Origin of the sequence: Inquilinus sp., assembly GCF_039594555.1 — a bacterium.
Taxonomy (GTDB): domain Bacteria; phylum Pseudomonadota; class Alphaproteobacteria; order DSM-16000; family Inquilinaceae; genus Inquilinus.
The window spans coordinates 1-26,313 of record NZ_JBCNNF010000045.1 but is presented as its reverse complement, the minus strand read 5'-3'; the positions used below and the strand labels follow the sequence as shown (position 1 = coordinate 26,313).

Here is a 26,313-nt window from a genome sequence, read left to right as displayed (position 1 = left end):
TCCACATCTGCTCACCCGCGACCTGCAGCAGGATTTGATCGTGCCGGTGTTCTTCGGCTCGGCCGAGCACGGCAACGGCGTCACCCGGCTGTGGAAGGCGCTGCGGCACGAGGCGCCGGCGCATGATGCGGCGGCCACCCGGCTGGGCTACGACGCCCATGGCGGCTTCGCCGCCACCGTGTTCAAGACCCAGCATCAGCCGCATACCGGCAAGCTGAGCCTGGCCCGGATCTGGAGCGGCCGGCTGGCCGACAACAGCAATCTCGGCAGCCGCCGCATCTCCGGCCTGTACCGGCTGAAGGGCGGCGAGAACCAGAAGCTGGCCGAGGCCGGCCCCGGCGAGATCGTCGGCATCGCCCGGCTCGACGACCTGGCGACCGGCCAGACGCTCCGCGCCGACGGCACTGCCGAGGCGACCTGGAACTGGCCGAAGCCGGCGGAGCCGGTGCATGCCGTGGCCCTGTCGCTGTCGGACCGCAAGGACGACGTCAAGCTGACCACCTCCCTGGCCAAGCTGTGCGAGGAAGACACGGCGCTGTCGGTGCACCATATCGACGCGACCGGCGAGCTCACCCTGGCCGGGCAGGGCGACATCCAGCTGCAGATCGCGGTGGAACGGCTGAAGAGCCGGTTCAACGTCGCGGTGACCACGGTGCCGACGCGCACCGCCTATCGCGAGACGATCCGGCGGTCGAGCAAACAGCATTCCCGCTTCAAGCGCCAGACCGGCGGCCACGGCCAGTTCGCCGACATCCAGGTCGAGATCCGGCCGCAGCCGCGCGGCGCCGGCTTCGTGTTCGAGAACAAGGTGGTCGGCGGCGCCGTGCCGAAGAACTACATCCCGGCGGTGGAGGCGGGCGCGCGGGAGGCGATGAACCGAGGCCCGCTGGGCTTCCCGGTGGTCGACATCGCCGTGGCGTTGACCGACGGCCAGCACCATGCGGTCGACAGCTCCGACCAGGCCTTCCGCACCGTGGCGCAGATGGCGATGGCCGAGGGGCTGGCGAATTGCGACCCGGTGCTGCTGGAGCCGATCCAGGCGGTGTCGATCGCGGTGCCGGCGGAGTACACCGCCAAGGTGCATGCCATCGTCTCCAGCCGGCGCGGCCAGATCCTGGGCATGACCGCGCGCGAGGGCTGGACCGGCTGGGACCAGATCGAATGCCAGCTGCCGGAGGCGGAGATGCACGGCCTGGCGGTCGAGCTGCGCTCGGTCACGCTCGGCGTCGGCAGCTTCACCGCCCGCTTCGACCATCTGCAGGAGCTGATGGGCCGCATCGCCGACCAGGTGGTGGAGGAACGGAGGAGGGCGGTGGCGGCCTGAGCGGTTGTCGGAATTTCTCCAAGTCGTCATTGCGAGGAGGCGAAGCCGACGAAGCAATCCAGGGCCGGTTCGCACTGGCCCCTGGATTGCTTCGCTGCGCTCGCAATGACGGTGTAGAACAGGCGACATGGAGACAAGGCCGGCCGGGCCTATGACAGCAGCGATGACGACGAGCGGGGGAGCGCGGGAATGCTGAGCCTGAGGCGGGTGGAGCCGGGGGATTCCGATCGGCTGTTCACCTGGCGGAACCTGCCGCATGTCGCGGTCCACCAATACACCGACCACGAGATCACGCGGCCGGAGCACGATGCCTGGTTCGCCCGCATCCTGAATGATCCGCGCCGGGTCTACTGGATCATCCAGGACGGCGGTGAGCCGATCGGCCTGGCCAACCTGGTCGATATCGACCAGCAGAACAGCAAGTGTTCCTGGGCCTTCTACCTCGGCGCCAGCGACCTGCGCGGCAAGGGCATTGGCAGCTGGGTCGAGCTCAAGGTGCTGGACCACGTCTTCCTCGAGCTGAAGCTGAACAAGCTGTGCTGCGAGGTGCTGACCAGCAATCCCGGCGTGGTGCGCATGCACAAGCGCTTTGGCTTCCAGGAGGAGGGGCTGCTGCGCGCGCATGTGCGCAAGGACGGCCAGTTCCTCGACGCCCATGTGCTGGGCCTGCTGCGCGACGACTACCTGGCGCAGCGTGACGCCCTGGTGACGATGCTGCGCGAGCGCGGGGTGCAAACCGACTAGGCGGCTACCGAGGCTGCGCCGCGGCCATCGGCCCCTGGGCGGAGTCCACGATCACCAGCATGTTGCCGGCCAGCGGGGTCGGGGTACGGTCGGGGCGCAGCACAGCCTCGTAGCGGGGATCGGCCTTCGCCGCCGCCTCGTAGTCGCTGTCGAGGATGCCGTGACGGTCGAGGAAGACGTTCATCGGCCCCGGCACCCGGACGCACCCCTTCGAGGCGGGGCGGCCGAGGCGCTGCTCCAGAGTGTCCGGATCGGTGGCGTGCACCAGCAGCCGGATCTCGGCGGTGCTGCCATCGGCGTCCCAGCCGCGTTCGGCCGCCTGCCAGCCAAAATCCCACACCCGCATGCCCCGGAGGCCGAGGCCACGGATGCCATTGGCGTTGAAGGTGCCCTCGGCGCGCCAGTCCAGGATCGCGTCGGTGTGCGGGAACACGCCGGTCGGGGTGATGAAATAGCCATGCCGGCCCTCCTGCCCGGTCGAGACCCGGGTGCCGCCCATGCTCCGCCAGGGACCGGAGGGGCGTGCCAGGACGAGGCGCATCTCCTGCACCGCCGGGTTGCGGTCCACCACCATCACCAGCTGCGGCCGGCGGATGGCTTGGCCGCGGGCCGCGATCGCGCGCTGCGCCAGGCCGGCCCAGTGCTGGCCGGCCTCGGGCAAATCCGCGATCGCGCCGGGCACCTCCTGTGCGAGGGTGGCCCGCAGCCGGGCGAATTCGGCGTCGACATCGACCGTTGGCCCGGCGGTGGCCGTGGATGCTGGAGGAGGCGGGCGGCTGCACCCGAGCACCAGAAGCGGCACGACGACGGCAAGCAGGAATCGCGCGGACATCGACGTCTCGACAATCGCTATTGCGACGATTCAAGAGATCAGGTTGTCTTTGCTCCGCTTCCGTCTGTATTCATATCATGTCATGCGCCATTATTCACTTGCTGATTTGTGAGGTATGGCTAGGGCCGTGCCGCCGGTAGCACATAGCGTTCCAGCACCTTCCGGCCGAGTGCGTCCTGCGCGTCGGGCTGGTCGTAGAGGCCGGCGGTGACCACCACCAACAGGTCGCGGTCGGGCACCAGGAACAGGCGCTGGCCGCCCCAGCCGACGCCGGCGGCCCAACGGAGATCCTGGCCGCCGACCTGCGAATGGCCGAGCCACCATTGGAAGCCGTAGTCGATCTGGTCCTCGGCGGCGATCTGCTTCGTCGTCGATTGGTCGATCCAGCCGGGCGAGACGATCTGCTTGCCCTGCCAAGCGCCGTGGCCCAGCACCAGCCGGCCGATCTTGGCGATGTCGCGCGGCCGCAGCCGCAGGCCGGAGGCGGCGACCGGGTCGCCGTTCGGATAGCGGATCCATTCGATGTCGTCGATGCCGAGCGGCGCGAACAGCACCTCCCGCGCCAGCACGTCGAGCGGCCGGCCCGACACCTGCTTCAGCACCGCCGACAGCAGCGCCGTGGCTCCGCCGCTGTAATTCCAGCGCGCGCCCGGCGTCTCGGCGAAGGGCTGCTCCAGCACATAGCGGTACGGGTCCGGCGCGTCCGACATCAGCCGCTCGCTGTTGCGCGGGTCGCTGTAGGGCAGGTCCTCGCTCCAGGCCAGGCCGGCCGACATGGTCAGCAGGTGCCGCAGGGTGATGCGGTCCATCTCCGGCGAGCGCAGGTCGGCATATTGCGGCAGCAGCGACAGCACCGGCACATCGATGTCCTTGATCCAGCCATAGTCGACGGCGATGCCGACCAGCAGCGACGTCACGCTCTTGGTGATCGAGCGCAGATCGTGCTTGGTCGCGGCATCGTGCGGGATGCGGCCCAGCGGCTGGCCCCAGCGCTGGTCCTCGCCGGTGAAATAGCGCTCATAGACCAGGGTGCCGTGCCGCACCACCAGCACGGCATGGGCGTTGCGGGCCTCCATCGCCGGGCCGACGGCGCAGAGCGTCGCCGGGTCGAAGCCTTCGTCGGCGGGCGCGGCGACGGCCCAGCCATCGTTCAGCGCCGCCGGCGCGCGGCAGTCGGGCGGCGTGTCCGCGGCCGCGGCAGGGGTGGCGAGGAGGGCGATCAGGGGCAGGGTACGGCGAAGCGGCATGGTCGTCTCCGTCTGGGCGCGATCGGGCGCGTTGCCGATCGGTAGCAGGGCCGCCTGTGCGCCACTGTACCGGGATTGCTCGGCCCTCGATTCACCTCGGCCCCGCCACGGCTTCGCCGCAGAGCAGGACCGATGATGCGGCGCTGGATGTCTCGGGGGAGAGGTCATGCGTGCTTTGTGGAAGATCCTGGCGGCTGGGCTGATGCTGGCTTTGGCCGCCTGCGTGTCGTCGCGGCCGGTGGTGCAGGAGGTGATGGTCAGCCAGGTCCTGTCGGCAGGGAGTAACGACCTGACCGCCGACGCGCTGGTGCCGTCGCAAAGCAAGGGTGCGGCGGCGCCTCAGCCACGCCGGAGCGAGCCCGCGCCGCCGGTCGCCGAGCAGGAGCGGCTGGGCACGCGCTGGGGTGAGGAGATCCGGTCGCCGATCCGCTTCGTCAGCCTGGCCCGCTTCTGGCCGGACCGGCCGGAGGCGCGGGTGACGATCCACTATGACGGCCGCCGGGGCGCTGCGATGGGGCCGGTCACCACGACCCGCAGCCTGCCGCTGCCGGACGGCACCGTCGAATTCTCGGTGATCGGCGCGCGGGGCACGCCGCTGCGGCTGGCGCCGACCGGCGGCGGTGACCTGCATCTCCAGGGCCGGTCCGGCGACCTCTACCGCCTGGCCTTCGACAACCGAGGCCGCCGGACGGTCGAGGTGGTGGCCACCGTCGATGGGCTGGACGTCATCAGCGGCCAGCCCGGCAGCATCGCCAATCGCGGCTATGTGGTGCGCCCGGGCGAGCGGCTGGTGATCGAGGGCTTCCGCAAGGGCGAGGACGAGGTCGCGGCCTTCCGCTTCGCCGCGCCGGACGACGCCTATGCCGCCAACACGCCCCAGGGCGATCCGCGCAACATCGGCGTGATCGGGGTGGCGCTGTTCACGCTCGACGATCCGGCCAATGAGATCGTGGCCGCCTCGCCGAGGCCGTTCCCGGCCGATGCGCCGCGCGACCCGCGCTTCGCCCCGCCGCCGGCGCCGTAGCCTCTTGCACGCTCTCTCATGATCGGGATAGATTCCCGATCATGAGAGGTGACCTCATCAGTGAACTCGAGCCGGTCGATGCCCGGCTGGCCGCGCGCTTGGCGGCGCTGCGGGCGGAGCAGGGGTGGTCCCTGGATGCGCTGGCCGAGCGCAGCGGCATCAGCCGGGCGACGCTGTCGCGGCTGGAACGCGGCGAGACCAGCCCGACCGCCTCGCTGCTCGGCCGGCTCTGCACCGCCTATGGCCGCACCATGTCCGGCCTGATCGCCGAGGTCGAGACCGACCCGCCGCAGCTGCTGCGCCGCAAGGAGCAGCCGGGCTGGACCGACCCCGAGACCGGCTTCCGCCGCCGCAGCGTCTCGCCGCCCGCCACCGGCTTCCGCGGCGAGCTGGTCGAGGGCACGCTGCCGCCCGGCGCCGTGGTCAGCTATGACACGCCGCCGATCCACGGCATCGAGCAGCACGTCTGGATGCTGGAGGGGGAGCTGGAGCTGCTGGTCGACGGCGAGATCCATCGCCTCGGCCCGGGCGACTGCCTGCGCTACCGCCTGTTCGGGCCGACCCGCTTCCATTGCCCCGGCCCGCAGCCGGCCCATTACGTCATTGCCCTGTGCAAGCCGTGAGCGTCGCCATGCCCGACACCTCTGTTCCGTCCCCGATCACCCTGGCGGAGGTCGCGGCCGACGGCCTCGCCGCCCATCTCGACGACTTGGCCGAGGTGCTGCATGGCTGTGTGCTGGACGGCGCCAGCGTCGGCTTCGTGCTGCCCTTCACGGTCGAAGCGGCGCGCGCGTTCTGGCTGGGGCTGGAGCCCGCCTTCCGCAGCGGCGCCCGGCGACTGATCGTGGCCCGGCTGGACGGGCGCGTCGTCGGCACGGTGCAACTGGTGCTGGGCATGCCGGCCAATGGCATCCACCGAGCCGAGATCGCCAAGCTGCTGGTGCATCCGGCCGCCCGCCGCCGCGGCATCGCCCGGCGACTGATGCTGGCGGCGGAGGATCTGGCCCGCCGGCACGGCCGGACCCTGCTGCTGCTCGACACGCGGCGCGGCGACAGCGGCGAGGCGCTGTATGAGAGCCTCGGCTTCCGCCTGTTCGGCATCGTCCCCGGCCATGCCTGCTCGCCGACGGGCGTGCTGGAGGACACCAGCTACATGCTCAAGCAGCTGGCCTAGCCGGCATCCGGCCGGCGCGCCTCCTCCTCCAGCCAGGCGCGGAAGCGCAGCACGGCCGGCCGCGCCTCGCCGGGCCGCAGCAGGATGTGGTGCGCGGCCGGGCCACTGATCACGTGCGGGAAGGGCTGGACCAGCTTGCCGTCCCGCATCAGCGCCCCGAACAGGCGGGGCGAGAGCAGCGCGACGCCGGCGCCCTCGATCGCCGCCGCGGCGTCCAGCTCATGGGTCGGATAGTCGTCGGCATAGAAGCGCAGGGCAGGAGCCTCGACGCCCGCCTCGCGGAACCAGCGCCGCCAGCCGTCATGCGGCAGCAGCGGCAGGGCCGCCAGATCCGCCGGCGACGACAGCCTGGCCGCCAGCGCCGGGCTCAGCATCGGCGTGGCGTCGACCGGCATCAGGGCCGTGGCGTCGAAGCCGGGCCAGCCGCCATCCCCGGTGCGGATCGCGATGTCGAAGCCGCCGGCCGGCCGCAGCTCGGCCGAGACGTCGAGCCGGATCGGCACGGCGTCGGGCAAAGCGTGATAGGCGGCCAGCCGGGGCGTCAGCCAGCGCATGGCGAAGGTCGGAACCGCGGTCACGCGCAGGCCGTCGGCCGCATCCCGGCACTCCTCGACCGCCGAGCGGATCAGGCCGAGGGCCTTGGCCATGCGTCCCGCGAGCGCCGCGCCGGCCTCGGTCGGGGTCACGCTCGGGCCGGAGCGGCGGAACAGCGCCACCCCGAGCTCCGCCTCGAGGTCGCGGATGCGCAGGCTGACGGCGGCCGGGGTGACGCCCAACTCGGCCGCCGCCCGGGTGAAGTTCGCGTGGCGGGCGCAGGCTTCGAGGACGCGCAGCGATTCCAGGGCCGGCAGGCGTTTCGACATGCGCCATGTTAAGGACAGCTTAAGATGACGGGCAAGATCGCTCGCTTTGGGCCGCGGGTTCGCCGATGTCGAATGGGTCTCCGACATGACCGGAGGTCCCCATGGCCGAATTGATGTCCCGCCCCCTGTTCAACATCTCGATCGCCCTCCATCCGATTCACGAGCTGGGCACGACGCCGGCCGGCGAGCGCCGGGTCGTGCCGGTGTCGGGCGGAACATTCGAAGGCGGGCGCCTGGCCGGCGAGATCCTGCCGCATGGCGGCTCCGACCTGCTGCTGACCCGCGCCGACGGCTCGTTCCAGCAGGATGTCCGGCTGACCTTGCGGACCCGGGACGGAGCGTTGATCCTGATGACCTATCGCGGCGTGCGGCACGCCGCGCCCGAGGTCAGCGACCGGATCGCCCGGGGCGAGGCGGTTGGGCGGTCCGAATACTATCTGCGGATCGCTCCGTTCTTCGAGACGGCGTCGCCGGCCTATGCCTGGCTGAACCGGATCATCGCAATCGGCCTCGGCGAACGCCGGCCGAACGGTGCGGCTTATGACGTCTTCGAGATCCTGTAAGGCCGGACGCCCGCCGGCAGGACGATCGTGGCAAAGAAGCCGCTTTCCGAGCTTGACCCGGATATGACAAACGAAGGAAGGCTAGGCCTTACCCCATCCGCGGCCGCCCCGCTGCCGTGGCGGTCACCGTGCTCTCGACGAACATGTCGAGGCCGCCGGCCATCGACACCACGCGGTCGGCGCGGGTGACGGTCACCGCCACCTCCTGGCCGCCGGCCTCCCGCGCCAGGGCTTCGGCCCGGCTGCGCGCCTCGGCCTCGGCATGGGCGGCGGCCTCCGCCAGGCTGCCGAAGGTGCGGATGCCGGCGGGGGCGTGGACGCGGAAGCGGCCTTCCTCCGGCGCAGTGATGGTGATGGCGACGGTCTGCAGCACGCCGCTGGCCACCGCGCCGATGGCGTTGGTGACGCCGGCATGCTGCGGCACGACGCTCTCCGTGCCCAGGCGGCGGGCGATCTCCGGATAGTAGGTCGCGGCCGAGGCGCCAATGCCGACCAGCGGCAGGCCGAGCGCCAGGGCCGGGCGCAGCAGGGCAGGGACCGGGGCGTCGCCCGCCACCGCGCGGCGGGGCAGCAGGCCGCGGGCTTCCCGGGCCGCCTCGGCGACGCCGTCACGGGCCAGCGCCGCCTCGACCAGCGCCAGGGCGCTGTCGGCGGTCAGCCGCTCCAGCACCGACCGGGCGAAGCTCTCGGCATCGGCCGGCGGGGTCCAGCCGGGCTCGGCCGGGCGGCGGGTCCACAGCGCGGCACCCAGCAGCGCCGCCTCGCGCGACCAGCCGTCGTGCAGCCCCAGCACATGGGCGGCGTCGGTCGGGGTGAAGCCGGACAGGATCACCAGGCCGCGCGCCACCAGCCGCTCCAGCGGCCGGTCCAGCAGGTGGCTGGTCAGCACGGTCTCCAGCGGCTGCGGCCCGTCGGCCAGCGCCTCCCAGATCCGCCGCTCCTGCGGCGACAGGGTGTCGGCCGCGGTGTCCAGGGCGCGCAGGCGCAGGGCGAAGCGGCCGTCCAGGCTGATGCCCTCGGGCCGCTCGGCCTGGCGGCGCAGCACCGCCAGCATCTCCGGATGCTGCTGCGCCAGCAGGCTCAGCGGCACCGACCGGCGCGGGCCGACGGCCAGGCCGACGCCTGGCTCGACCCGCACCTCGCTGTCGCCGCCCAGGCCGAAGGTGCGGATCTCCACCGCCTCGACCATGGTGCGCCAGCCGCCGACCTGGGCGCCCTCGCGGTTCAGCAGCGGACGGCCGTCCTTCAGCACGGCGATGTCGGTGGTGGTGCCGCCGATATCGGAGACGAAGCAGTCGTCGCGGCCGGTCAGCCAGCGGGCGCCGACGACGCTGGCGGCGGGGCCGGACAGCACGGTCTCGACCGGCCGGGCCAGGGCGAAGCGGTCGGCGATCAGCGACCCGTCGCCCTTCACCACCATCAGCGGCGCGGTGATGCCCCGCGCGTCCAGCCGGCCGCGCACCGCCCGGATCAGCGACGCGGTCAGCGGGATCAGCCGGGCGTTCAGCAGCGCGGTCAGCGCCCGGCGCGGCGCGTCGAGGCCGGAGGTCAGCTCATGGCCGCAGGTCACCGGCTTGCCGGTCAGGTCGCGCACCAGGTCGCGCACCGACTGCTCATGCGCCGGGTTGCGCACGGCGAAATAGCCGGCCACGGCGAAGGCGGTGACGGCGGGGGCGTGGCGCAGGATGGCGGCGCGCACGGCGTCGAGGTCCAGCGGCGCCTGCTCCTCCCCGGTCGGCCGATGGCCGCCGGCGACGGCCACCACCGGGTCGGCGCCGATCGCCTTGCGCAGCCCGGCGCGGTCCAGCGCCGCCTCGGGATAGCCGATCAGGATCAGGCAGGCCGGGTTGCCCTGGCCCTCGACCACTGCGTTGGTGGCGAGCGTGGTGGACAGGCCGACGAAGCCGATTTCGGCCGGGTGCCGTTCCAGCACCGCGTCGATGGCGGCGCCGATGCCCAGCGCCAGATCGTGCTTGGTGGTCAGCCGCTTGGCGGCGGCGACGACGCCGCGGTCCGGGTCGAACAGGACCGCGTCCGTGAAGGTGCCGCCGGTGTCGATGCCGAGGGAAAGGGACAAGATGAACCGCGCTGGAAATCCACCCGTCGATTAGGGCAGGACGATGGTCTGGGCAAGAGGGAAGGGGCAGCCCTGTCATGCGGCCGCCGCCGCGCCTCGCCGCGTTGACCGGGGCCGGTGAGGCGGCGAAGGTGCCGGCCATCGAGAATGGCAGGGACCGACGGGATGGCGGACGGAGGCGACAGCGGCGGCCGGATCGGCTGGCGGGGCAGGCTGGTGCCGGCGGTGCCGATGGCGGTGCTCTACGCGCTGCTGCTGTACGGCATGGCCCTGGTCTTCGACGAGATGGACGCGGCCGGTGGCGGCGCCCTGCTGATGATCGCCTTCCTGTTCGGCGTGCCGGCCGCGACCGCCAGCGTGGCGGTGATGGCCGCCGACCCGCGGGGCGAGGCCGGCGGCGGCCGGCATGCCCTGATCGGCGCCATGGTCACCACCGCCTTCATGGTGGTGGCGCTGGTGCTGCTGGCCGAGGGCGGGATCTGCGTCATCATGGTCTCGCCGCTGTTCTACGGCGCCTCGATCCTCGGCGCGCTGCTCACCGGCCTGCTGCTGCGCCGGACGCGGGGCCGGGCGGCGGCCCTGCTGCTGGTGCTGGCGCCGGCGATCGGCATGCCGGTCGAGACCCAGGCCAGCTATCCGGAGCGGACCGGCACGGTCACCACGGTGATCGAGATCGCGGCGCCGCCGGAGGTGGTGTGGCGCAACACCGTGGCCATCCCCGACATCCGGCCGGAGGAGCTGGGCTGGACCTTCAGCCACGGCATCGTCGGCGTGCCGCGGCCGGAGGATGCGCGGCTGGAGGGGCAGGGCGTCGGCGCCGTGCGATACCTACGCTGGGGCCATGGCGTCCATTTCCAGGAATGGATCACCGGCTGGGAGCTGAACCGGTCGCTGGCCTGGACCTTCCATTTCGCACCGGATTCGATCCCGGCCGCGATCGAGGGGCATATCCGGGTCAACAGTCCCTATCTCAAGCTGACCGGCGGCCACTACACGCTGGACCCGCTGCCGGGCGGGCGGACGCGGCTGACGCTGCAGACCGACTACTGGATCCGGACCCCGATCAACGCCTATTGCGCCTGGTGGGGCGACATCTTCCTCAACGACTTCCACGGCATCGTGTTGGGCGTGATCAAGAAGCGGTCGGAGCATGCCGGCGCCGTGTAGAGCAGGCGGCCTCTCCCGCTGGCAGCCTCTGAGATCGCTCCTCCTTCACCGTCATCGTGAGACGAAGCCGACGAGGCAACCCAAGGACACGCCAAACGGCCCTGGACGCCTCGCTGTTCTCGCAATGACGGCAAGGGGAGTGTCCGGAGGCATCTTGCTAATATATAATGATATGTTATAACATTAATTCCAGTTGACGATTTCCAGGAATCCCAGACATGACCAGACCCCGCTGGATCGCTGCCGGAGCGCTGCTGGCCGCGCTCACCCTCGCCGCCGGCCCGGTGCCCGCCCATGACCACATCTCCCGCGGCAGGCTGGTCTTCGCCGACCATGAGGCCCCCGTCGTCAGCGTGCTCGACCTCGACACCGGCAAGGTCACCCACAGCTTCCCGATCACGAAGGCGGATCCGGCGCTGATCGGCACGGCCGGCGGGCGCTTCGTGGTGATCCGCACCGGCGACGACGCCGGCACCATCCGGCTGCTGGACAGCGGTCTGTTCTTCGAATCGCATGAGGACCATGTCAACATCGAGAAGGGCGATGTCCGGCTGCTCGATCTCGTCCTCACCGGCGACAAGCCGTCCCATGTCGTGTCGGGGAAGAACTGGCTGACGGTCTTCTATGACGGGCAGCGCCCGTGGCTGGGCAAGAGCGACCCGAAGGTGGTGGCGCTCCGCCTCGACGCGCTGGACAACGGCATCGAGCCCGAGACCTGGCCGGCGCCGGCGCCGCAGCACGGCATCGCCGTGCCGCTCGGCGGCGACCGGTTCCTGGTCTCGGTGGCGAAGCAGGCCTATGCCAAGGGCGACGACCGCAGCGAGTCGTCGCGGCCGAACGGCTTCGAGATCCTCGACCGGTCCCGAGGCTGGACGGCCGTCGACTCCTACAACGACACCGCCGATCCCGCCCGCTCCTGCAAGGAGTTCCACGGCCACGCCGCGCTGGGAGAGACGCATGTCTTCGGCTGCAACGCCCGGATCGAGGGCGACGCCGCCAGCGATGGCGGCGTGCTGGTGATCGGGCCGGGGCCGGACGGCGCCTGGGGCTCACGCAAGCTGGCCTATCCCGACGGCCGCCGCGCCAGCACCATCAAGGGCCGCCCGGCGGGCCGCCACCTGGTCGCCAACTATGGCGGCGAGAACGGCCGGCCCTTCGAGGCGCTGCTGCGGATCGATCCGACGGCCGATGCTCTGGCCGCCGCCGACGTGTTCCCGATCCCCGCCGGCCAGGCGGTTTGCCAATACGAGGTGACGAATGACGGCCAGCGCGTCGTCAACCTGACCCAGGACGGCAGGCTCCGTATCTACGACATCGCGCCGGAGTGGAGGGCGGTGGCGGAGTTCGACGCCGTGCCGTCCTTCGACTGCGCCTGGGACGCGGCGACGCCGGCCCCGGCGCTGGCCATCATCGGCAACAGCGCCTTCGTCAGCGACCCGGAGAACGGCCGAATCCGCGAATTCTACCTGAACAGCCTGAAGCAGGGGCTGGACATCCCGGTCGGCGGCAAGCCCTCAGCCATAGCCGGCGGCGGCGCCGCCGGCTGAGCCCGGTCCGGCCGCCGGCTCCCGGCCAGCGGCCGGCGGCTGGCTTCAGGCGCGTGGTTGGCCGGCGTCATAGTGGTTCCGGACGCTGCAGGAATGGTCCTGCAGCTCCTCCGCCGAGGCATTGTCGCCGGGTTCGACGCTGTCGTTCAGCAGCAGGAAGGCCGGCCGACCATCGTCCAGCGTCGTCCCCGTCAGCAGCAGCGTCTGGTCGGCCATCGCCTCGCCCCGCGACTGGATGTCCGCGAACAGCAGCTGGAATGGATCGGTCTGGCGCAGCGTCCCATCGACGATCAGCCGGGCGCGATAGCTGTGCCCCGGCAGGGGCATCGGCAGGTCGGTCCATTGCTCGCCGATCGTGGCCTTCAGGGCGGTGAGGGCGGCGGTCACCTCCGGCCGCATGCAGTCGATGTGGATGTGCAGGTGGTTCTGGCTGCGCCCGCTGGCGGAGTTGACGGTCAGGCCGATCTCCTCGCGTCGCAGCCGCGTGCCGATCGCCTGTTCGAGATAGGAGCGGGCCTCCCAAGCATCGCGCCAGTAGTTGTGGGCGCCGGGCGCGACCAGCTCGGGGCTCTCGATGCCGTCGATCCGCCGGGTCGGCATCAACAGGTATTGGCCGATGCCGTTGCGGTCCTTGAACACGACATAGCCGTCGGCCAGGTCGACCTTGGCGCAGGGAGTCCGCGCGGCGCCGCTTTCGGCCGCGGGCACGCATTGCTCGCTGACGATCCGCCACAGCGCATCCGGGTCCGGCCGCAGAGTGATCCAGGCGCCGAGGGCGACGACGGTCGCCAGGAAAGCCAGTGCTGCCGATCTCTTCATGCACGCTCCTCGGGACCATGGCCGGGCCGACCCGGTTGACCGTCAGTATGATCGGCAGGGTTGCACGACGATTGCGCCGGGCCGGAAAACCGCTGCGATTGCAATCGGCTATGAGCGGCTCGCCGCCTCGGGCTCGTCGCCCCGCCCAGCTCGCACCGTCCCGGCATACATGCCGCTGCGCCGGAAGTCGCGCGGCCCGATGCCGTAGAAGCGGCGGAACACCTTGGCGAAGTAGTTGGCGTCGTCGAAGCCGCAACGCTGGGCGATGACCTTGACCGGCGCCTCGTCGACATGCAGCAGCCGCGCCGCCTCCTCCATGCGCAGGCGCAGCAGGTAGCGGGCCGGCGTCGTGCCCTCATGCGCGGCGAAGATCCGGCTGAAATGATAGCGGCTGTAGCCCGAGGCCCTGGCCATGCGGGCGACGTCGATCCGCTCCGCCGGCTGGCCGGCGCACAGCGAGACGGCCCGTTCGATCGCCGCCGGCCGGGGCGATGCCGCCGGCATCTCGCCCCAGGGCAGCAGCTCCTCCGCCAACCCCATCGCAGCGCCATAGGCGAGGGCGGAGGCGCGGGCCGGGCTGCCGGCCTCGCCCTGCAGCGCCGAGAGGCAGAGGCCGGCCAACCGTTCGACCGCCGCCTCCGGCAGCGTCACCACCGGCCCATGCGCGGCGATCACCTCGCGCCACACCCGCAGCACCTCACGGCCGTTCAGGCACAGCCAGAAGAACTCCCATTCCGGGTTGCGGCCCAGCCAGTAGCGGTTGTCGTGCGGGAAGCGCAGCAGCATGGTCTGGCCCGGCCGCAGCTCCCAGCGCTTGCGCTCGACCCGCAGATGGCCGCGGCCGCCGATGGTGTGCTGCAGCAGCACGAAGGGCGCATCGCCGCGCCTCAGCCCGTGCCAGTCGTAGCCGGGATCGGTGCAGCGGTCGTAGCCGGCGCTGGTGACCATGGCGTGCAGCCGATAGCGGTCCTTCGGGAACACCACCGAGACTCCGCCCGGGAGCCGCTCGCGCAGTGCCGACAGCATGGAATGCCCCATGATCGCACGAAATTCCTCTTTCGCCGGTTTTCCCAGCCCCATAGACCATAGCACGAAATGGCTTGCCGAGGGCCACAGGGGCCCGGGAGGATGCGATGAAGGTTGCCGTGATCGGCGCGGGCAGCGTCGGCTTCACCCGGAAGCTGGTGCGCGACATGCTGAAGGTGCCGGAACTGCAGGACACCGAATTCGCGCTGCACGACATCAACCCGGACAATCTCGACATGGTGGCGCAGATCCTGCGCCGCGACATCGAGGCCAACGGGCTGCCGGCGCGGGTGACGACATCGGCGGAGCGGCGCCGGGCGCTGGCCGGCGCGCGCTACGTCATCAGCTGCGTCCGCATCGGCGGCCTGCGCGCCTTCGCCAGCGACATCGAGATCCCGCTGAAATACGGCGTCGACCAATGCGTCGGCGACACCATCTGCGCCGGCGGCATCCTGTACGGCCAGCGCAACATCCCGCAGATCCTCGATTTCTGCCGCGACATCCGGGCGGAGGCGGAGGAGGGGGCGTGGTTCCTGAATTACGCCAACCCGATGGCGATGAACACCTGGGCCGCGATCGAGTATGGCGGCGTCGCCAACACCATCGGACTGTGCCACGGCGTGCAGCATGGCTGGCACCAGATCGCCGAGGTGCTGGGGGCGGAGGACCCGCGCGAGGTCGACTACATCTGCGCCGGCATCAACCACCAGACCTGGTACATCGACATCCGGTTCCAGGGCCGGAAGATCGAGGCGGCGGAGCTGCTGGAGGCCTTCGAGCGCCACCCGCGCTACAGCCGGGAAGAGAAGGTCCGCATCGACGTGCTGCGACGCTTCGGCTGCTATTCGACCGAGAGCAACGGCCATCTCAGCGAATACCTGCCCTGGTACCGGAAGCGGCCGGACGAGATCAACCGCTGGATCGACCTGTCGAACTGGATCAACGGCGAGACCGGCGGCTATCTGCGCCACTGCACCGAGCAGCGGAACTGGTTCGAGACCGATTTCCCGCGCTGGCTGTCCGAGGCCGGGGCGCCGCTGTCCGAGTATCGCCGCTCCGATGAGCATGGCAGCTACATCATCGAGGCGCTGGAGACCGGCCGGGTCTATCGCGGCCATTTCAACCGGCGCAACGAAGGGCTGATTAAGAACCTGCCGCAGGACTGCATCGTCGAGACGCCGGGCTTCGTCGACCGCTTCGGCCTGAACATGGCGGCGGGGCTGGAGCTGCCGCTGGGCTGCGCCGCCACCTGCACTACCTCGGTCAACGTCCAGCGCATGGCGGTGCAGGCGGCTGTGACCGGCGACCTCGACCTGCTGCGCCTGGCCGTGCTGCACGACCCGCTGGTCGGCGCCGTCTGCAACCCGGACGAGGTCTGGCAAATGGTTGACGAGCTGCTGGTGGCCCAGGCCGAGTGGCTGCCGCAATTCGCCCATGAAGTCGACGGCGCGAAGCAGCGCCTGGCCCGCGGCGGCGTGGCGACGCGCAACTGGGGCGGTGCCGCCCGCCTGTCGGTGCGCAGCGTCGACCAGCTGCGCGAGGCCCGGGCCACGGCCAAGGCCGCGAGCTGATCGGGGCGATCAACGCCCCGGCGGACCATCAAAGAGGGGAGGCGACGATGAGATTGACCAGGATCGCGCTCATTCTGGCGGGGCTGTTGCTGGCGCTGCCGGCGGTGGCCGAGCCGGTGACCCTGCGCTTCTGGGTGGCGTGGGACCCCGCCCAGCCCGACGCCAAGGCGATGCAGGCGCAGATCGCCGCCTTCGAGCAGGCGCATCCGGACATCAGGATCGAGACCCAGAACATCGCCTTCGGCGCCCTGCACGACAAGCTGGTGACCGCGGTGGCCGGCGGCGACGCGCCCGATATCAGCTGGGGATTGGCGGAATGGTTCGGCGAGCTCTACCGCATGGGCGCGCTGCTCGACCTCACCCCCTATGCCGCCGACTGGCCGGGGCGCGACGGGATCTACCCCAATGTGATCGAGGCGCTGACCATCGACGGCAAGCTGATGGCGATGCCGCATTACCTCGGCATCCGCGCGCTGCTCTATCACGAGGAGATGCTGAAGAAGGCCGAGATCGCCGAGCCGCCGAAGAGCTGGGACGAGCTGATCTCGGCCTCCCAGAAGATCAAGGCGGCCACCGGGCAACACGGCTTCGGCATCGCCGGCACCGGGGTGCGGGCGCCGCAGGAGCTGATCATGTACCTGGCCCAGAACGACGTCGCGATCGCCCGGCGCCAGCCGGATGGCGGCTACAAGAACAGCTGGGCCGACGACCAGGCCGAGCTGGCGCGGGCCACCGAGGTCTTCGCCTTCTACCGCCGCCTGCTGGACGAGGGCGCGATCCAGCCCGAAGCCGCCGGCTGGGGCTGGGAGGAGGAGGACAGCAACTTCGCCCTCGGCAAATACGCCATGGCGGTCGACGGCGCCTGGATGCAGTCGCGCGCCCAGCAGAACCCCGAGGCGATGGCCGATGTAAAGGTGGCGCCGCCGCCGACCAAGCTGAAGCCGGCGACCTTCTTCGAGATCAACCCCTTCTTCCTCTACAAGTCGACGCAGCACCCGAAGGAGGCCTGGACCTTCGCGGCCTTCATGACCGGCCGCGACTACCAGGCGGCGGGGCGGCCGACCACCTCGATCCGCAAGGACGTGGTCAGCCCCGGCGTGTGGGGCGAGGGCTTCTCTTCGCTGGCCCCGACCGGCGTGGTGTTCCCGCCGGTGGCGCTGGGCCAGATCACCCGGGCGATGGAGGAATCGATCGGCCGGGTGCTGCTGAAGAAGGAGGATCCGGCCGAGGTCGCCGCCTGGCTCGGCAAGCAGGTCAACCGCGCCCTGCGCCAGTCCGGCGAGCTGAGCTCGTCGTAGGGACGATGCCGGGAGGGACGCAAGTGACTCAGCCCCTCTCTCTGTCATGCCCGGGCTTGACCCGGGCATCCAGGAGATGTCGAGACCCTCTGGATTGCCGGGTCAAGCCCGGCAATGACAGCCTTGGAAAGGCGTCGAGAGCATGAAGGCCGCCGCCGAAGCCGCCGCCCGGGCGCCGATCCTCCCCGTCCGGGCGGCGGGCCGTCCTCCGACCCGCGCCGCGAGAATCCGGCGCGCCGCGCTGGTGTTCCTGGCGCCCGCCGGGATCCTGATCCTGGTGCTGGTCGCCTATCCGCTGCTGCGGGTGCTGTGGGACAGCCTGCACTACGTCAACCTGGTCAACCCCACCGCCGCCGGTTTTGCCGGCTGGGACAACTACCTGACGGTCTGGGAGGACGGCGACTTCCTGCCGGCGCTGTGGAACACCGCGGTCTGGACCGGGCTGTCGGTGGTGGGGGAATACGCGCTCGGCCTCGCCTCCGCCGTGGCGCTGGCCCAGCCGGTGCGGTTCCGGGCGATCTTCCGCGGCCTGATCATCATCCCCTGGGTGATCCCGATCGCCGTCGCCGGGCTGAACTGGACCTGGATGCTGACGCCGGACTACGGGATCCTGAACATCTGGATGGTGAAGCTGGGCCTGCTCGATGCGCCCTATCCCTGGCTCGGCCAGATGGACACGGTGCTGCTGACCGTGACCTTCGTCAACATCTGGCGCAGCTATCCCTTCTACACCCTCAGCCTGCTGGCGGCGCTGCAGGCGATCCCGCGCGAGCTGCACGAGGCCGCGGCGGTGGACGGGGCAGGGGCCTGGCGCCGCTTCCGCGTCATTACCCTGCCGCATCTGCGCACCGTGTCGCTGACCCTGATCTTCATCCACATCGTCTGGACCGCGATCAATTTCGACTTCATCTGGGTGATGACCGAAGGCGGCCCGCTGAACGCGTCGGAGACGCTGCCGATCATGATCTACCGCTATGCCATGCAGGATTTCGACGTCGGCGCCGCCTGCGCCGTGGCCTCGATGTCGATGGCGTTCCTGGCCAGCCTGTTCTTCGTCTACCACTACGGCGTCGCCCGGCGCCGGCGGGAGGGCTGATGGTCGTCGGCGGATCCCAGCGGTCGCTGCGCGGCGTGCTGACCTACGGCACGCTGATCCTGTTCGCGGCCTACAGCCTGTTCCCGTTCCTGTGGATGATCGACACGGCGCTGAAGCCGGTGGCGGAGGTGCGCAGCGCCGACCCCAGCTTCTGGATCGACGCCCCGACCCTGTCGAACTTCACCCGGGTGCTGCTGGACAGCGAGTTCCTGACCTATTTCCGCAACAGCCTGATCGTCGCCGCCGGATCGACGATCCTGACCATCACCGTCTCGGTGTTCTGCAGCTATGCGCTCAGCCGCTGGGCCTATCTCTCGCTGTCGCGGCTGGTCGGCGGCGCGCTGCTGCTGTCGCAGATGATCCCGGGCGTGCTGCTGCTGGTGCCGCTCTACATCCTGATGCAGCGCCTCGGCCTGCTGTCGACCTATGCGGCGCTGATCATCGTCTACTGCACCTTCACCATCCCGCTCTGCACCTTCATGCTGAAGGGCTTCTTCGACGCCGTGCCGCGCGAGCTGGAGGACGCGTCGGAGATCGACGGCTGCTCCCGCACCGGCTTCATCCTGCGGGTGCTGCTGCCGGTCTCGGCGCCCGGCATCTTCGCCACCGCGGTCTACGCCTTCGTCACCGCGTGGAACGAATTCATGTTCGGCTATGTGCTGATCAACAGCGACGCGCGGCGGACGCTCACCCCCGGCATCATGCTGTTCAAGGGCTCGCACCTGACCGACTGGGGCGGGCTCATGGCCGCCTCGGTCCTCGCCGTGGTGCCGATCGCGCTGGGCTTCGTCTATCTCCAGCGCTTCCTGGTCGAAGGGCTGTCGGCCGGGGCGGTGAAGGGCTGACGGTTTCCTATGGCGGAAACTGTTGTTGCCGCCGCGATCAGCTTCGAATAGTTTCTCTCCAGAGAAACTGTTGGAGCGGATCGATGGCCCTGACCCTGTATCTCCACCCGCTGGCCTCCTTCTGTCACAAGGTCCTGATCGCCTTCTACGAGAACGGCACCGCGTTCCAGTCCGTGACGGTCGATCTGCAGGATCCGGGCGAGGCGGGGGCGCTGATGGCGAAATGGCCGGTCGGAAAGATCCCGGTGCTGCATGACACCGCGCGCGACCGTGTCGTGGCGGAGACCAGCATCATCATCGAATACGTCCAGCTTCACTATCCGGGCCCGGCCCCGATGCTGCCGGAGGATGGGGAGCAGGTGCTCGACGCCCGGCTGTGGGACCGCGCCTTCGACCTCTATGTCGCCGTGCCGATGCAGCGCATCGTCGGCGACCGGCTGCGCCCGGCCGACAGCCGCGACCCCTATGGCGTGGCCGAGGCGCGGCGGTCGCTCGACACCGCCTATGCCATGCTGGATGCGCATCTGGCCGGAAAGGAGTGGGCGATCGGCGACCGCTTCACCCTGGCCGACTGCGCCGCGTCGCCGGCCCTGTTCTACGCCTCGATAGTGCATCCCTTCGCGGCGGCGCACCCGAACCTCGCCGCCTATTTCGAGCGGCTGCTGGCGCGGCCGTCGATGCGGCGCACGCTGCGCGAGGCGCGGCCCTACTTCCCGATGTTTCCGTATCGCGAGGCGATGCCGGACCGCTTCCTGCGCGACGCGCCGGGAGCGTGAGAGGTGCAGCCGCAGGCCCTCGACCGCATCTTTATCGCCCTGTCCGACCCGAACCGCCGGGGCATGGCCGAGCGCCTGAGCCGCGGCCCGGCGACGGTCAAGCAGCTGGCCGAGCCGGCGGGAATGCGGCTGCCCTCGGCGGTGAAGCATCTGAAGATCCTGGAGGACAGCGGCATCGTCGTCTCGCGCAAGGCCGGCCGCGCTCGCACCTACAGCCTGCAGCCCGCTGCCCTGACCGTGATCGCTGACTGGGTGCGCGACCGCGAAGCCGCCCTCAACGCCGCCTTCGACCGGCTGGAGGCCCTGATGCACGAGATCCCCGAGGAGACACCGTGAGCACCGTGGACCACACCACCTTCGTCGTCGAGCGCGACCTGCCCGGCAGCCCGGCGCATGCCTTCCGCTTCTGGGCGGAGCCGGCGCTGAAGCGCCGCTGGACCGACTGCCACCCGGAGTGGACGGTGCTGGAGGACCTGTTCGATTTCCGCGTCGGCGGGGTCGAGGCCAAGCACTGGCGGATGCCTGACGGGCAGGAGATGACGTTCCGCGCCCAATATCTCGACATCGTGCCGGGCCGGCGGATCCTCTACGCCTATGAAATGACCTTCGGCGGCCAGCGGGTCTCGGCCTCGCTGGCGACGGTCGAGCTGCTGCCGGCCGGCAGCCGCACCCGGATGAAGTTCACCGAGCAGGCGGCGTTCCTGGCCGGCGGCGACGGCGCCCGCCGCCAGCGCATCGGCGGCACCGAGGATGTGTTCGACGGGCTGGTCGAGCTGATCCGCCAGGATCTCGCCGCCGGGCAGTAGCCGCTCAGGACTGCGGGGAGGCGAGCCGGCCCAGCGGCGGTGCGATCTGGGCCGTGTCCTGCGACGCGTCCTGGGGGGTGGCCAGCACATGCGGGAAGCGCAGGCTGATGCGCAGGCCGGGCGCGTTGTCGGACAGGGTCAGCGTCGCCTTGTGCAGCCGCGCCACCGCCGAGACCAGAGACAGGCCCAGCCCGGCGCCCGGGGCGCTGCGGCTGGCGTCGAGCCGGACGAAGCGGTCCAGCACCCGGCCGCGCGCCTCCTCCGGGATGCCCGGACCGGTGTCGCGGATGTCGAGCACCGCGCCGTCGCCGTCGCGCCGGACGTCGAGCGCGACCCGGCCGCCCTCCGGCGTGTACTTGATGGCGTTGTCCAGCAGGTTGGCCACGGCCTGGGCCAGCAGGTGACTGTTGCCGGGCACGGTCACGCCGGGCTCGATCGCGCTCGCCAGGCTCTGGTGCTTCTCCTCCGCCACCGGCCCGTACAGCTCGCCGGCATCCATCGCCAGGGCCGACAGGTCGATCGGGCTGAACCGGTCGCGCACCGCCCCGGCCTCGGCCAGCGCGATCTCCAAGAGCGCGTTGAAGGTGGCCAGGATGCCGTCGGCCTCGCGGATCGCATCTTCCATCGCCCGGCGATAGCCATCGGCATCGGTCTCGCCCATCAGCGAGACCTCCAGCCGGCTGCGCAGGCGCGAGATCGGGCTGCGCAGGTCGTGCGCGATGTTGTCGGCGACGCCGCGCATGCCGGTCATCAGCCCGTCGATCTGGTCCAGCATGGCGTTCAGGCTGGTGGCCAGCCGGTCGAACTCGTCGCGGTTGCCGCGCACCGGCATGCGGCGGGCCAGGTCGCCCTGAAGGATGTCCTCGGTGCCGCGGTTGATGCCCTCGATCCGGGCCAGCATGCTGCGGCTCATGAGAATGCCGCCGACCAGGCCCAGCACGCCGGTCAGGATCAGGCCGCCGATCAGCGCATCGGTCATCAGCTTGGTGAAGTCGGTGCGCTCGGTCATGTCGCGCCCGACCAGCAGGTAGAAGCCGCCGGTCAGCTGGAAGGTGCGGGCCCGCGCCACCTGGGGCTTGGGATTCTCGCCGACATCGGTCGCCACCAGGAAATCGACCGTGCTGTCGGCGGCGCCCCGCGCGATCGGCGGCCAGGAGGAGAGGTTGCCCTCGATTCGGTTGTAGTTGCGGTCGGCCAGCAGATAGAGGCCGCGCCGGCCCGGGGCGGCCTGGCTGCGCTCGCGGATGATCCGCACCAGCCCCAGCAGGCCGAACTGCCGGTACTGCTCGGCCAGGCCGGTGATCTCGGCCTGGATGGTGTCGTCGGTCTGCGACGCGATCACCCGCACCGTCTGCCAGTAGACGAAGCCCAGCACGCCGGCGACGGAGATCCCGAACACCAGCATGTAGATGATCGCGTAGCGGAAGGTGGAGCTGCGAAGGACCCTAATCAGATGCACGGAGGCAATATCCCGCGCCGCGCACGGTCTGCAGCAGCGGTGCATCGAAGTCCTTGTCGATCTTCTGCCGCAGCCGGCTGATATGGACGTCGATCACGTTGGTCTGCGGATCGAAGTGATAGTTCCAGACATTCTCCAGCAGCATGGTCCGGGTCACCACCTGGCCGGAGTGGCGCATCAGGTATTCGAGGATCTGGAACTCGCGCTGCTGCAGGTCGATCTTGCGGCCGGAGCGGGTGACGCTGCGCGACAGCAGGTCCATCTTCAGGTCGCCGATCTGCAGCTCGGTCTGCGCCGCCGCCGGGCTGGCGCCGCGGCGTAGCAGCGCCTCCAGCCGGGCCAGCAGCTCGGTGAAGGCGTAGGGCTTGGTCAGGTAGTCGTCGCCGCCGGCGCGCAGGCCGCGCACCCGGTCGTCGACCTGGCCCATGGCGCTGAGGAACAGCACCGGGGTCTGGTTGCCGTTGCGCCGGATGGTCTCGACGATCAAGAGCCCGTCCATGCCCGGCAGCATGCGGTCGACGATCATCGCGTCGTAGGTCTCGCTGGTCGCCAGGAACAGGCCCTGAGGCCCGTCGGGCGCATGGTCCACGACGAATCCGCTCTCGCGCAGACCCTTGGTCAGGTATTGCGCGGCCTGGGCGTCGTCTTCGATCACGAGGATTCGCATGATCGGAACCTTACGACGAGGCGGGGCGGTTCGGAAATGACAAGCGTGTCATGGCCGGCCCATCTTCCGGTCAGGTTTTGCCGTGCGGCGCGGCATTCGGGCGGGTCAGGATGTACAGGATCAGGATCGCGAAGAAGGCGGCGACGATCCCGACCACCAGGTGCGAGTGCACCGAGACCGCCACGATCGCCAGGCTGCCGGACAGGCTGACCACCGCCAGCAGCTTGGCCCAGGCCGGGATCGCGCCATGCCGCTCCCAGGCCTGCAGCGGCGGGCCGAAGCGGCGATGGGTCAGGAGCCAGTTGTGCAGCCGCGGCGAGGAGCGGGCGAAGGCCCACAGCGCCAGGATCATGAAGATCGTGGTCGGCCACAGCGGCACGAAGATCCCGATAATGCCGGCGACGACGCAGAGCGCGCCGAAAGCCTGCAGGACCAGGCGCATCGCGGTCGGCCCGAGGACTCCGATCCGGTTCAGGTCAAACCGCGGCATGGCGCTTCGCCCGGGCGGGCAGGGCGGCGTCCAGCACCTCGGCCGGCACGCCCTGCACCGCGATCCGGCCCTCGGCCATCAGCACGGCGCTGTCGGCTAGGCGCAGCAGCGCCGGGCGATGGGTGATCACCAGCGTGGTGCGGCCGGCGGTCAGCCGCTCCAGCGCGTCGATCACCTGCGCCTCGGTCTCGGCGTCGAGGCCCTCGGTCGGCTCGTCCAGCACCAGGATCGGCGAATCCTTCAGGATGCAGCGGGCCAGCGCGATGCGCCGGGCCTGGCCGCCGGAGACCTGGACCCCGGCCTCGCCGACCCAGGTGTCCAGCCCGCGCGGCAGGGCCTCGACCCAGCCCGTAAGCCCAGCGGCATCGACCGCCGCGGCCAGCCGGTCGTCCCCGGCCTCCGGGTCGCCGATCAGCAGGTTGTCGCGGATCGTCCCGGCGAAGATCTGGCTGCGCTGCGACAGATAGGCGACACGGCGCCACAGCTCGGCCTGCGGCAGGCGGCGCAGGTCGACGCCGCCGATGGTGACGCTACCCGCGTCCGGGTCGCGAAAGCGCAGCAGCAGGGCGGTCAGCGTGCTCTTGCCACTGCCACTGGGGCCGATCACGGCGATGCGCTGGCCCTCCGGCAGCTCCAGGTCGATATCCTGCAGCGCCGGCCGGTCGCCGGGCCGGTAGCGGTAGGACACGCCGGCCAGGGCGATGGTGTTGCCGGCCGGGGCAGCGGCCGGCACCTCAGGGTCGCGCACCAGCGGCGCCAGCCCGGCGAAGTCGAGCAGCCGGCGGGCGGCGGCACGGGTGCGGCCGAGATTCTGGAAGGCCAGGGGCAGCGGCACCAGCGCGTCGAACAGGGCCAGCGCCCCCAGCATCATCAGCGCCACCGCCGGCCCGGGCAGCACCCCGGCGGCGACGCCGGCGACGCCCAGCGCCAGGATCGCTAGCGCCGCCAGATGCCCGGCCAGGCCGGACAAGGCGGTGGAGATGCCGGACAGCCGGGCCATGCGCCGCTGCGCCGCCATCAGCGTCTCGTTCTCGGCCAGCACCGCCTCGGCATGGCGGGCGTCGGCCTGGTAGACCTTCAACTCGGCCAGGCCCTGCACGCCCTCGACGATGCGGGTGCGCAGCCGCGCCGTGGCAAGGGCGATCGCCTTGCCGGCCGGCGCGCCGATGCGCTGCATCGCCCAGGGCAAGGCGAGGCCGACCAGCAGCGCCAGCGCCACCACGATCCCGGCCGCCGCCGGGTCCAGCCACAACAGCACCCCGCCGACCAGCAGCACCGCCAGCACGGCGACGACGGCCGGTACGATCACGCGAAGGTAGATGGCGTCGAGGGAATCGACGTCGGCGGTCATGCGGTTCAGCAGGTCGCCGCCGCGCTGCTCCTCCAGCCGCGCCGGGGCCAGCGGGATGGCGGCGCGGAACAGCCAGACGCGCAGGCCCGCCAGGAAGCGGAAGGTGGCGTCATGCGTCACCAGCCGCTCGGCATAGCGCGACCCGGTGCGCAGCACGGCCAGGCCGCGGATGCCGGCGGACGGGCTGGCGAAGTTGAAGGCGATTGCGGTCGCGGCCACGGCACCGGCGACGGCCGAGGCGGCGATGAACCAGCCGGACAGCACCAGCAGCCCGACGCCGGAGAGGGCGGTGACGACGGCCAGCAGCAGGCCGAACGCCATCTTCCGCCGCTGCGGCCGCGCCAGGCGCAGGATGGCGAGGAGGGGACGGTCGCGACGATCCATCACGCGGCCTCCGCCTGCACCCGGCCCTGGTCCAGCAGGATCTTGCGGTCGGCGATCGCCATGGCCGCCGGGCTGTGGGTGGCCACCACCACCGTGCGGCCGCGGGCCAGGCGGCGGATCGACTCCAGGATCTCGGCCTCGGTGTCGCGGTCGAGCGAGGCGGTCGGCTCGTCCAGCAGCACCAGCGGCGCATCCTTCAGGAAGGCGCGGGCCAACGCGACGCGCTGCGCCTGGCCGCCGGACAGGCCAATTCCGCGCTCGCCGACCGGCGTGTCCAGCCCCTGCGGCAGGGCCGCCGCGAACTCGCTCACCCGCGCCTCGGCGGCGGCACGCTCGACCGCCGCGTCGTCGGCCTCGGGCCGGCCCAGCCGGATGTTGTCGCGCAGCGTGCCGTGGAACAGCACCGGCGCCTGGCCGATCCAGGCGATGCGGCGCCGCAGCGCCTCCGGGTCGATCTCGGCCAGGTCGACGCCGTTGACCAGCACCCGCCCGGCATCCGGCCGGCGGAAGCCCAGCAGCAGCGACAGCAGGGTCGACTTGCCGGCGCCGCTCATGCCCACCAGCGCGATGTGGTCGCCCGGCGCGATCCGCAGGCTGACGCCGCGCACGGCGCTGCGGGCACCGCCGTCGAAGGCGACCGAGACGTTGTCGAACACGATGTCGAGGTCGCCCTGCGGCATCGGCCGGCCGCTGTTCTGGGCCTCGGCTGGCCCGTCCAGTACCTCGGCCAAGCCCTCGGCCGCGCCGATCGCGGCCACCCGGTCGTGGTAATAGGCGGCCAGCATGCGCAGCGGCAGGAAGAAGTCGGGCGCCATCAGCAGCACGAACAGGCCGCTGAACAGTGTCAGCCCCGGCGCCGTTCCCCAACCGATATGGCCGAGCAGGCCGAGGCCGACATAGGTGGCGACCACGGCGACCGCGACCGAGGCGAAGAACTCCAGGCTGGCGGAGGACAGGAAGGCGATGCGCAGCACCCGCATGGTGCGGTCGCGGAAGGCGTCGGCGGCGAGGGCGATGCCCTCGACCTCCGCCTCGGCCCGGCCGAACAGCCGCAGCGTCGACAGCCCCTGCAGCCGGTCGAGGAAATAGGCGCTCATCCGCGCCAGGACGCGGAACTGCTTGCGGCTCTCATCGGCCGCCTTCATGCCGATCAGCGCCATCAT

26 protein-coding genes are annotated in these 26,313 nt (G+C 70.8%); 15 read left to right on the top strand and 11 right to left on the bottom strand.

Features of this window, described 5'->3' with window-relative positions:
* Both ABDW35_RS07450 and pseH read left to right on the top strand, forming a co-directional pair.
* On the top strand, positions 1 to 1,324 hold a 1,324-nt coding region (locus ABDW35_RS07450), incomplete at its 5' end, for an elongation factor G (protein ID WP_343713221.1).
* Between the two features lie 189 nt (positions 1,325 to 1,513).
* The gene (gene pseH, locus ABDW35_RS07445) at positions 1,514 to 2,068 is read left to right on the top strand and encodes a UDP-4-amino-4,6-dideoxy-N-acetyl-beta-L-altrosamine N-acetyltransferase (RefSeq protein ID WP_343713220.1); all 555 of its coding nucleotides are present in this window, start codon (positions 1,514 to 1,516) and stop codon (positions 2,066 to 2,068) included.
* Between the two features lie 4 nt (positions 2,069 to 2,072).
* Here the strand turns inward: pseH and ABDW35_RS07440 are convergent, their stop codons facing one another.
* Positions 2,073 to 2,900, bottom strand: coding sequence for a L,D-transpeptidase (locus ABDW35_RS07440; protein WP_343713219.1), 828 nt, complete (start codon positions 2,898 to 2,900; stop codon positions 2,073 to 2,075).
* A gap of 119 nt (positions 2,901 to 3,019) precedes the next feature.
* Complete coding sequence (locus ABDW35_RS07435) at positions 3,020 to 4,147, bottom strand: serine hydrolase (protein ID WP_343713218.1); 1,128 nt, start codon at positions 4,145 to 4,147, stop codon at positions 3,020 to 3,022.
* A gap of 166 nt (positions 4,148 to 4,313) precedes the next feature.
* Here ABDW35_RS07435 and ABDW35_RS07430 point away from each other — a divergent pair, with 166 nt between their 5' ends.
* The 3 genes from ABDW35_RS07430 to ABDW35_RS07420 are packed head-to-tail and all read left to right on the top strand — an operon-like array spanning position 4,314 to position 6,345.
* A complete protein-coding gene (locus ABDW35_RS07430; RefSeq protein WP_343713217.1) occupies positions 4,314 to 5,171 on the top strand; it encodes a hypothetical protein in 858 nt (285 codons plus the stop codon).
* Positions 5,172 to 5,212: 41 nt separating this feature from the next.
* Entirely contained in the window at positions 5,213 to 5,794 is a 582-nt protein-coding gene (locus tag ABDW35_RS07425; RefSeq protein WP_343713216.1) for an XRE family transcriptional regulator, read from the top strand.
* 8 nt (positions 5,795 to 5,802) lie between these two features.
* Positions 5,803 to 6,345 (top strand): GNAT family N-acetyltransferase, encoded by a 543-nt coding sequence (locus ABDW35_RS07420; RefSeq protein WP_343713215.1) that lies wholly within the window; start codon positions 5,803 to 5,805, stop codon positions 6,343 to 6,345.
* Here the strand turns inward: ABDW35_RS07420 and ABDW35_RS07415 are convergent.
* Positions 6,342 to 7,208: a LysR substrate-binding domain-containing protein gene (locus ABDW35_RS07415; protein WP_343713214.1), complete on the bottom strand. Its 867-nt coding sequence runs from the start codon at positions 7,206 to 7,208 to the stop codon at positions 6,342 to 6,344. The genes ABDW35_RS07420 and ABDW35_RS07415 overlap by 4 nt on opposite strands.
* 101 nt (positions 7,209 to 7,309) lie before the next feature.
* On the opposite strand from ABDW35_RS07415, the gene ABDW35_RS07410 reads away from it, so the two are divergent.
* The gene (locus ABDW35_RS07410; RefSeq protein ID WP_343713213.1) at positions 7,310 to 7,771 is read left to right on the top strand and encodes a DUF3237 domain-containing protein; all 462 of its coding nucleotides are present in this window, start codon (positions 7,310 to 7,312) and stop codon (positions 7,769 to 7,771) included.
* Between the two features lie 88 nt (positions 7,772 to 7,859).
* Here ABDW35_RS07410 and ABDW35_RS07405 read toward each other — a convergent pair whose 3' ends face one another.
* Positions 7,860 to 9,848: a hydantoinase/oxoprolinase family protein gene (locus ABDW35_RS07405; protein ID WP_343713212.1), complete on the bottom strand. Its 1,989-nt coding sequence runs from the start codon at positions 9,846 to 9,848 to the stop codon at positions 7,860 to 7,862.
* A gap of 165 nt (positions 9,849 to 10,013) precedes the next feature.
* Between ABDW35_RS07405 and ABDW35_RS07400 the strand changes: the two genes are divergently transcribed.
* Positions 10,014 to 11,015, top strand: coding sequence for a hypothetical protein (locus ABDW35_RS07400; protein ID WP_343713211.1), 1,002 nt, complete (start codon positions 10,014 to 10,016; stop codon positions 11,013 to 11,015).
* Positions 11,016 to 11,233: 218 nt separating this feature from the next.
* Positions 11,234 to 12,562: a hypothetical protein gene (locus ABDW35_RS07395; RefSeq protein WP_343713210.1), complete on the top strand. Its 1,329-nt coding sequence runs from the start codon at positions 11,234 to 11,236 to the stop codon at positions 12,560 to 12,562.
* Between the two features lie 45 nt (positions 12,563 to 12,607).
* On the opposite strand, the gene ABDW35_RS07390 is transcribed toward ABDW35_RS07395, so the two are convergent.
* Both ABDW35_RS07390 and ABDW35_RS07385 read right to left on the bottom strand, forming a co-directional pair.
* Positions 12,608 to 13,381, bottom strand: coding sequence for a CDP-diacylglycerol diphosphatase (locus tag ABDW35_RS07390; protein WP_343713209.1), 774 nt, complete (start codon positions 13,379 to 13,381; stop codon positions 12,608 to 12,610).
* Between the two features lie 108 nt (positions 13,382 to 13,489).
* On the bottom strand, positions 13,490 to 14,407 hold the full coding sequence (locus ABDW35_RS07385) for an AraC family transcriptional regulator (protein WP_343713208.1): 918 nt from the start codon (positions 14,405 to 14,407) through the stop codon (positions 13,490 to 13,492).
* A gap of 107 nt (positions 14,408 to 14,514) precedes the next feature.
* On the opposite strand from ABDW35_RS07385, the gene ABDW35_RS07380 reads away from it, so the two are divergent.
* The 7 genes from ABDW35_RS07380 to ABDW35_RS07350 all read left to right on the top strand — a co-directional run bounded on the left by ABDW35_RS07380 (position 14,515) and on the right by ABDW35_RS07350 (position 20,799).
* On the top strand, positions 14,515 to 15,978 hold the full coding sequence (locus tag ABDW35_RS07380; RefSeq protein ID WP_343713207.1) for an alpha-glucosidase/alpha-galactosidase: 1,464 nt from the start codon (positions 14,515 to 14,517) through the stop codon (positions 15,976 to 15,978).
* 47 nt (positions 15,979 to 16,025) lie between these two features.
* Positions 16,026 to 17,276 carry a sugar ABC transporter substrate-binding protein gene (locus tag ABDW35_RS07375; protein WP_343713206.1) on the top strand — a complete coding sequence of 417 codons (1,251 nt, stop codon included), beginning with the start codon at positions 16,026 to 16,028 and terminating at the stop codon, positions 17,274 to 17,276.
* Positions 17,277 to 17,418: 142 nt separating this feature from the next.
* Positions 17,419 to 18,372 (top strand): sugar ABC transporter permease, encoded by a 954-nt coding sequence (locus ABDW35_RS07370; RefSeq protein ID WP_343713205.1) that lies wholly within the window; start codon positions 17,419 to 17,421, stop codon positions 18,370 to 18,372.
* The gene (locus ABDW35_RS07365) at positions 18,372 to 19,217 is read left to right on the top strand and encodes a carbohydrate ABC transporter permease (protein WP_343713204.1); all 846 of its coding nucleotides are present in this window, start codon (positions 18,372 to 18,374) and stop codon (positions 19,215 to 19,217) included. The genes ABDW35_RS07370 and ABDW35_RS07365 overlap by 1 nt, the downstream gene beginning before the upstream one ends.
* An 83-nt stretch (positions 19,218 to 19,300) precedes the next feature.
* On the top strand, positions 19,301 to 19,993 hold the full coding sequence (locus tag ABDW35_RS07360) for a glutathione S-transferase family protein (protein WP_343713203.1): 693 nt from the start codon (positions 19,301 to 19,303) through the stop codon (positions 19,991 to 19,993).
* A 3-nt stretch (positions 19,994 to 19,996) separates the two neighbouring features.
* Complete coding sequence (locus tag ABDW35_RS07355; RefSeq protein WP_343713202.1) at positions 19,997 to 20,329, top strand: metalloregulator ArsR/SmtB family transcription factor; 333 nt, start codon at positions 19,997 to 19,999, stop codon at positions 20,327 to 20,329.
* Positions 20,326 to 20,799 (top strand): SRPBCC family protein, encoded by a 474-nt coding sequence (locus tag ABDW35_RS07350; RefSeq protein WP_343713201.1) that lies wholly within the window; start codon positions 20,326 to 20,328, stop codon positions 20,797 to 20,799. Before ABDW35_RS07355 ends, ABDW35_RS07350 begins: the two co-directional genes overlap by 4 nt.
* A 4-nt stretch (positions 20,800 to 20,803) precedes the next feature.
* Here ABDW35_RS07350 and ABDW35_RS07345 read toward each other — a convergent pair whose 3' ends face one another.
* The 5 genes from ABDW35_RS07345 to cydD form a co-directional block, all read right to left on the bottom strand.
* Positions 20,804 to 22,258: a HAMP domain-containing sensor histidine kinase gene (locus ABDW35_RS07345; RefSeq protein ID WP_343713200.1), complete on the bottom strand. Its 1,455-nt coding sequence runs from the start codon at positions 22,256 to 22,258 to the stop codon at positions 20,804 to 20,806.
* Positions 22,245 to 22,925 carry a response regulator transcription factor gene (locus tag ABDW35_RS07340; protein ID WP_034847400.1) on the bottom strand — a complete coding sequence of 227 codons (681 nt, stop codon included), beginning with the start codon at positions 22,923 to 22,925 and terminating at the stop codon, positions 22,245 to 22,247. Before ABDW35_RS07340 ends, ABDW35_RS07345 begins: the two co-directional genes overlap by 14 nt.
* 70 nt (positions 22,926 to 22,995) lie before the next feature.
* Entirely contained in the window at positions 22,996 to 23,415 is a 420-nt protein-coding gene (locus tag ABDW35_RS07335) for a YbaN family protein (RefSeq protein ID WP_343713199.1), read from the bottom strand.
* On the bottom strand, positions 23,402 to 25,150 hold the full coding sequence (cydC, locus tag ABDW35_RS07330) for a thiol reductant ABC exporter subunit CydC (RefSeq protein ID WP_343713198.1): 1,749 nt from the start codon (positions 25,148 to 25,150) through the stop codon (positions 23,402 to 23,404). Before cydC ends, ABDW35_RS07335 begins: the two co-directional genes overlap by 14 nt.
* Positions 25,150 to 26,313: thiol reductant ABC exporter subunit CydD (gene cydD, locus ABDW35_RS07325; RefSeq protein ID WP_343713197.1), on the bottom strand; the 1,164-nt coding region annotated here is incomplete at its 5' end. The genes cydD and cydC, both read right to left, overlap by 1 nt.

Coding starts and splice junctions, on each gene's coding strand:
- pseH (WP_343713220.1), top strand. CDS start 1,514: ATGCTGAGCCTGAGGCGGGTGGAGCCGGGGGATTCCGATCGGCTGTTC.
- ABDW35_RS07440 (WP_343713219.1), bottom strand. CDS start 2,900: ATGTCCGCGCGATTCCTGCTTGCCGTCGTCGTGCCGCTTCTGGTGCTC.
- ABDW35_RS07435 (WP_343713218.1), bottom strand. CDS start 4,147: ATGCCGCTTCGCCGTACCCTGCCCCTGATCGCCCTCCTCGCCACCCCT.
- ABDW35_RS07430 (WP_343713217.1), top strand. CDS start 4,314: ATGCGTGCTTTGTGGAAGATCCTGGCGGCTGGGCTGATGCTGGCTTTG.
- ABDW35_RS07425 (WP_343713216.1), top strand. CDS start 5,213: ATGAGAGGTGACCTCATCAGTGAACTCGAGCCGGTCGATGCCCGGCTG.
- ABDW35_RS07420 (WP_343713215.1), top strand. CDS start 5,803: ATGCCCGACACCTCTGTTCCGTCCCCGATCACCCTGGCGGAGGTCGCG.
- ABDW35_RS07415 (WP_343713214.1), bottom strand. CDS start 7,208: ATGTCGAAACGCCTGCCGGCCCTGGAATCGCTGCGCGTCCTCGAAGCC.
- ABDW35_RS07410 (WP_343713213.1), top strand. CDS start 7,310: ATGGCCGAATTGATGTCCCGCCCCCTGTTCAACATCTCGATCGCCCTC.
- ABDW35_RS07400 (WP_343713211.1), top strand. CDS start 10,014: ATGGCGGACGGAGGCGACAGCGGCGGCCGGATCGGCTGGCGGGGCAGG.
- ABDW35_RS07395 (WP_343713210.1), top strand. CDS start 11,234: ATGACCAGACCCCGCTGGATCGCTGCCGGAGCGCTGCTGGCCGCGCTC.
- ABDW35_RS07390 (WP_343713209.1), bottom strand. CDS start 13,381: ATGAAGAGATCGGCAGCACTGGCTTTCCTGGCGACCGTCGTCGCCCTC.
- ABDW35_RS07385 (WP_343713208.1), bottom strand. CDS start 14,407: ATGCTGTCGGCACTGCGCGAGCGGCTCCCGGGCGGAGTCTCGGTGGTG.
- ABDW35_RS07380 (WP_343713207.1), top strand. CDS start 14,515: ATGAAGGTTGCCGTGATCGGCGCGGGCAGCGTCGGCTTCACCCGGAAG.
- ABDW35_RS07375 (WP_343713206.1), top strand. CDS start 16,026: ATGAGATTGACCAGGATCGCGCTCATTCTGGCGGGGCTGTTGCTGGCG.
- ABDW35_RS07370 (WP_343713205.1), top strand. CDS start 17,419: ATGAAGGCCGCCGCCGAAGCCGCCGCCCGGGCGCCGATCCTCCCCGTC.
- ABDW35_RS07365 (WP_343713204.1), top strand. CDS start 18,372: ATGGTCGTCGGCGGATCCCAGCGGTCGCTGCGCGGCGTGCTGACCTAC.
- ABDW35_RS07360 (WP_343713203.1), top strand. CDS start 19,301: ATGGCCCTGACCCTGTATCTCCACCCGCTGGCCTCCTTCTGTCACAAG.
- ABDW35_RS07340 (WP_034847400.1), bottom strand. CDS start 22,925: ATGCGAATCCTCGTGATCGAAGACGACGCCCAGGCCGCGCAATACCTG.
- ABDW35_RS07335 (WP_343713199.1), bottom strand. CDS start 23,415: ATGCCGCGGTTTGACCTGAACCGGATCGGAGTCCTCGGGCCGACCGCG.
- cydC (WP_343713198.1), bottom strand. CDS start 25,150: ATGGATCGTCGCGACCGTCCCCTCCTCGCCATCCTGCGCCTGGCGCGG.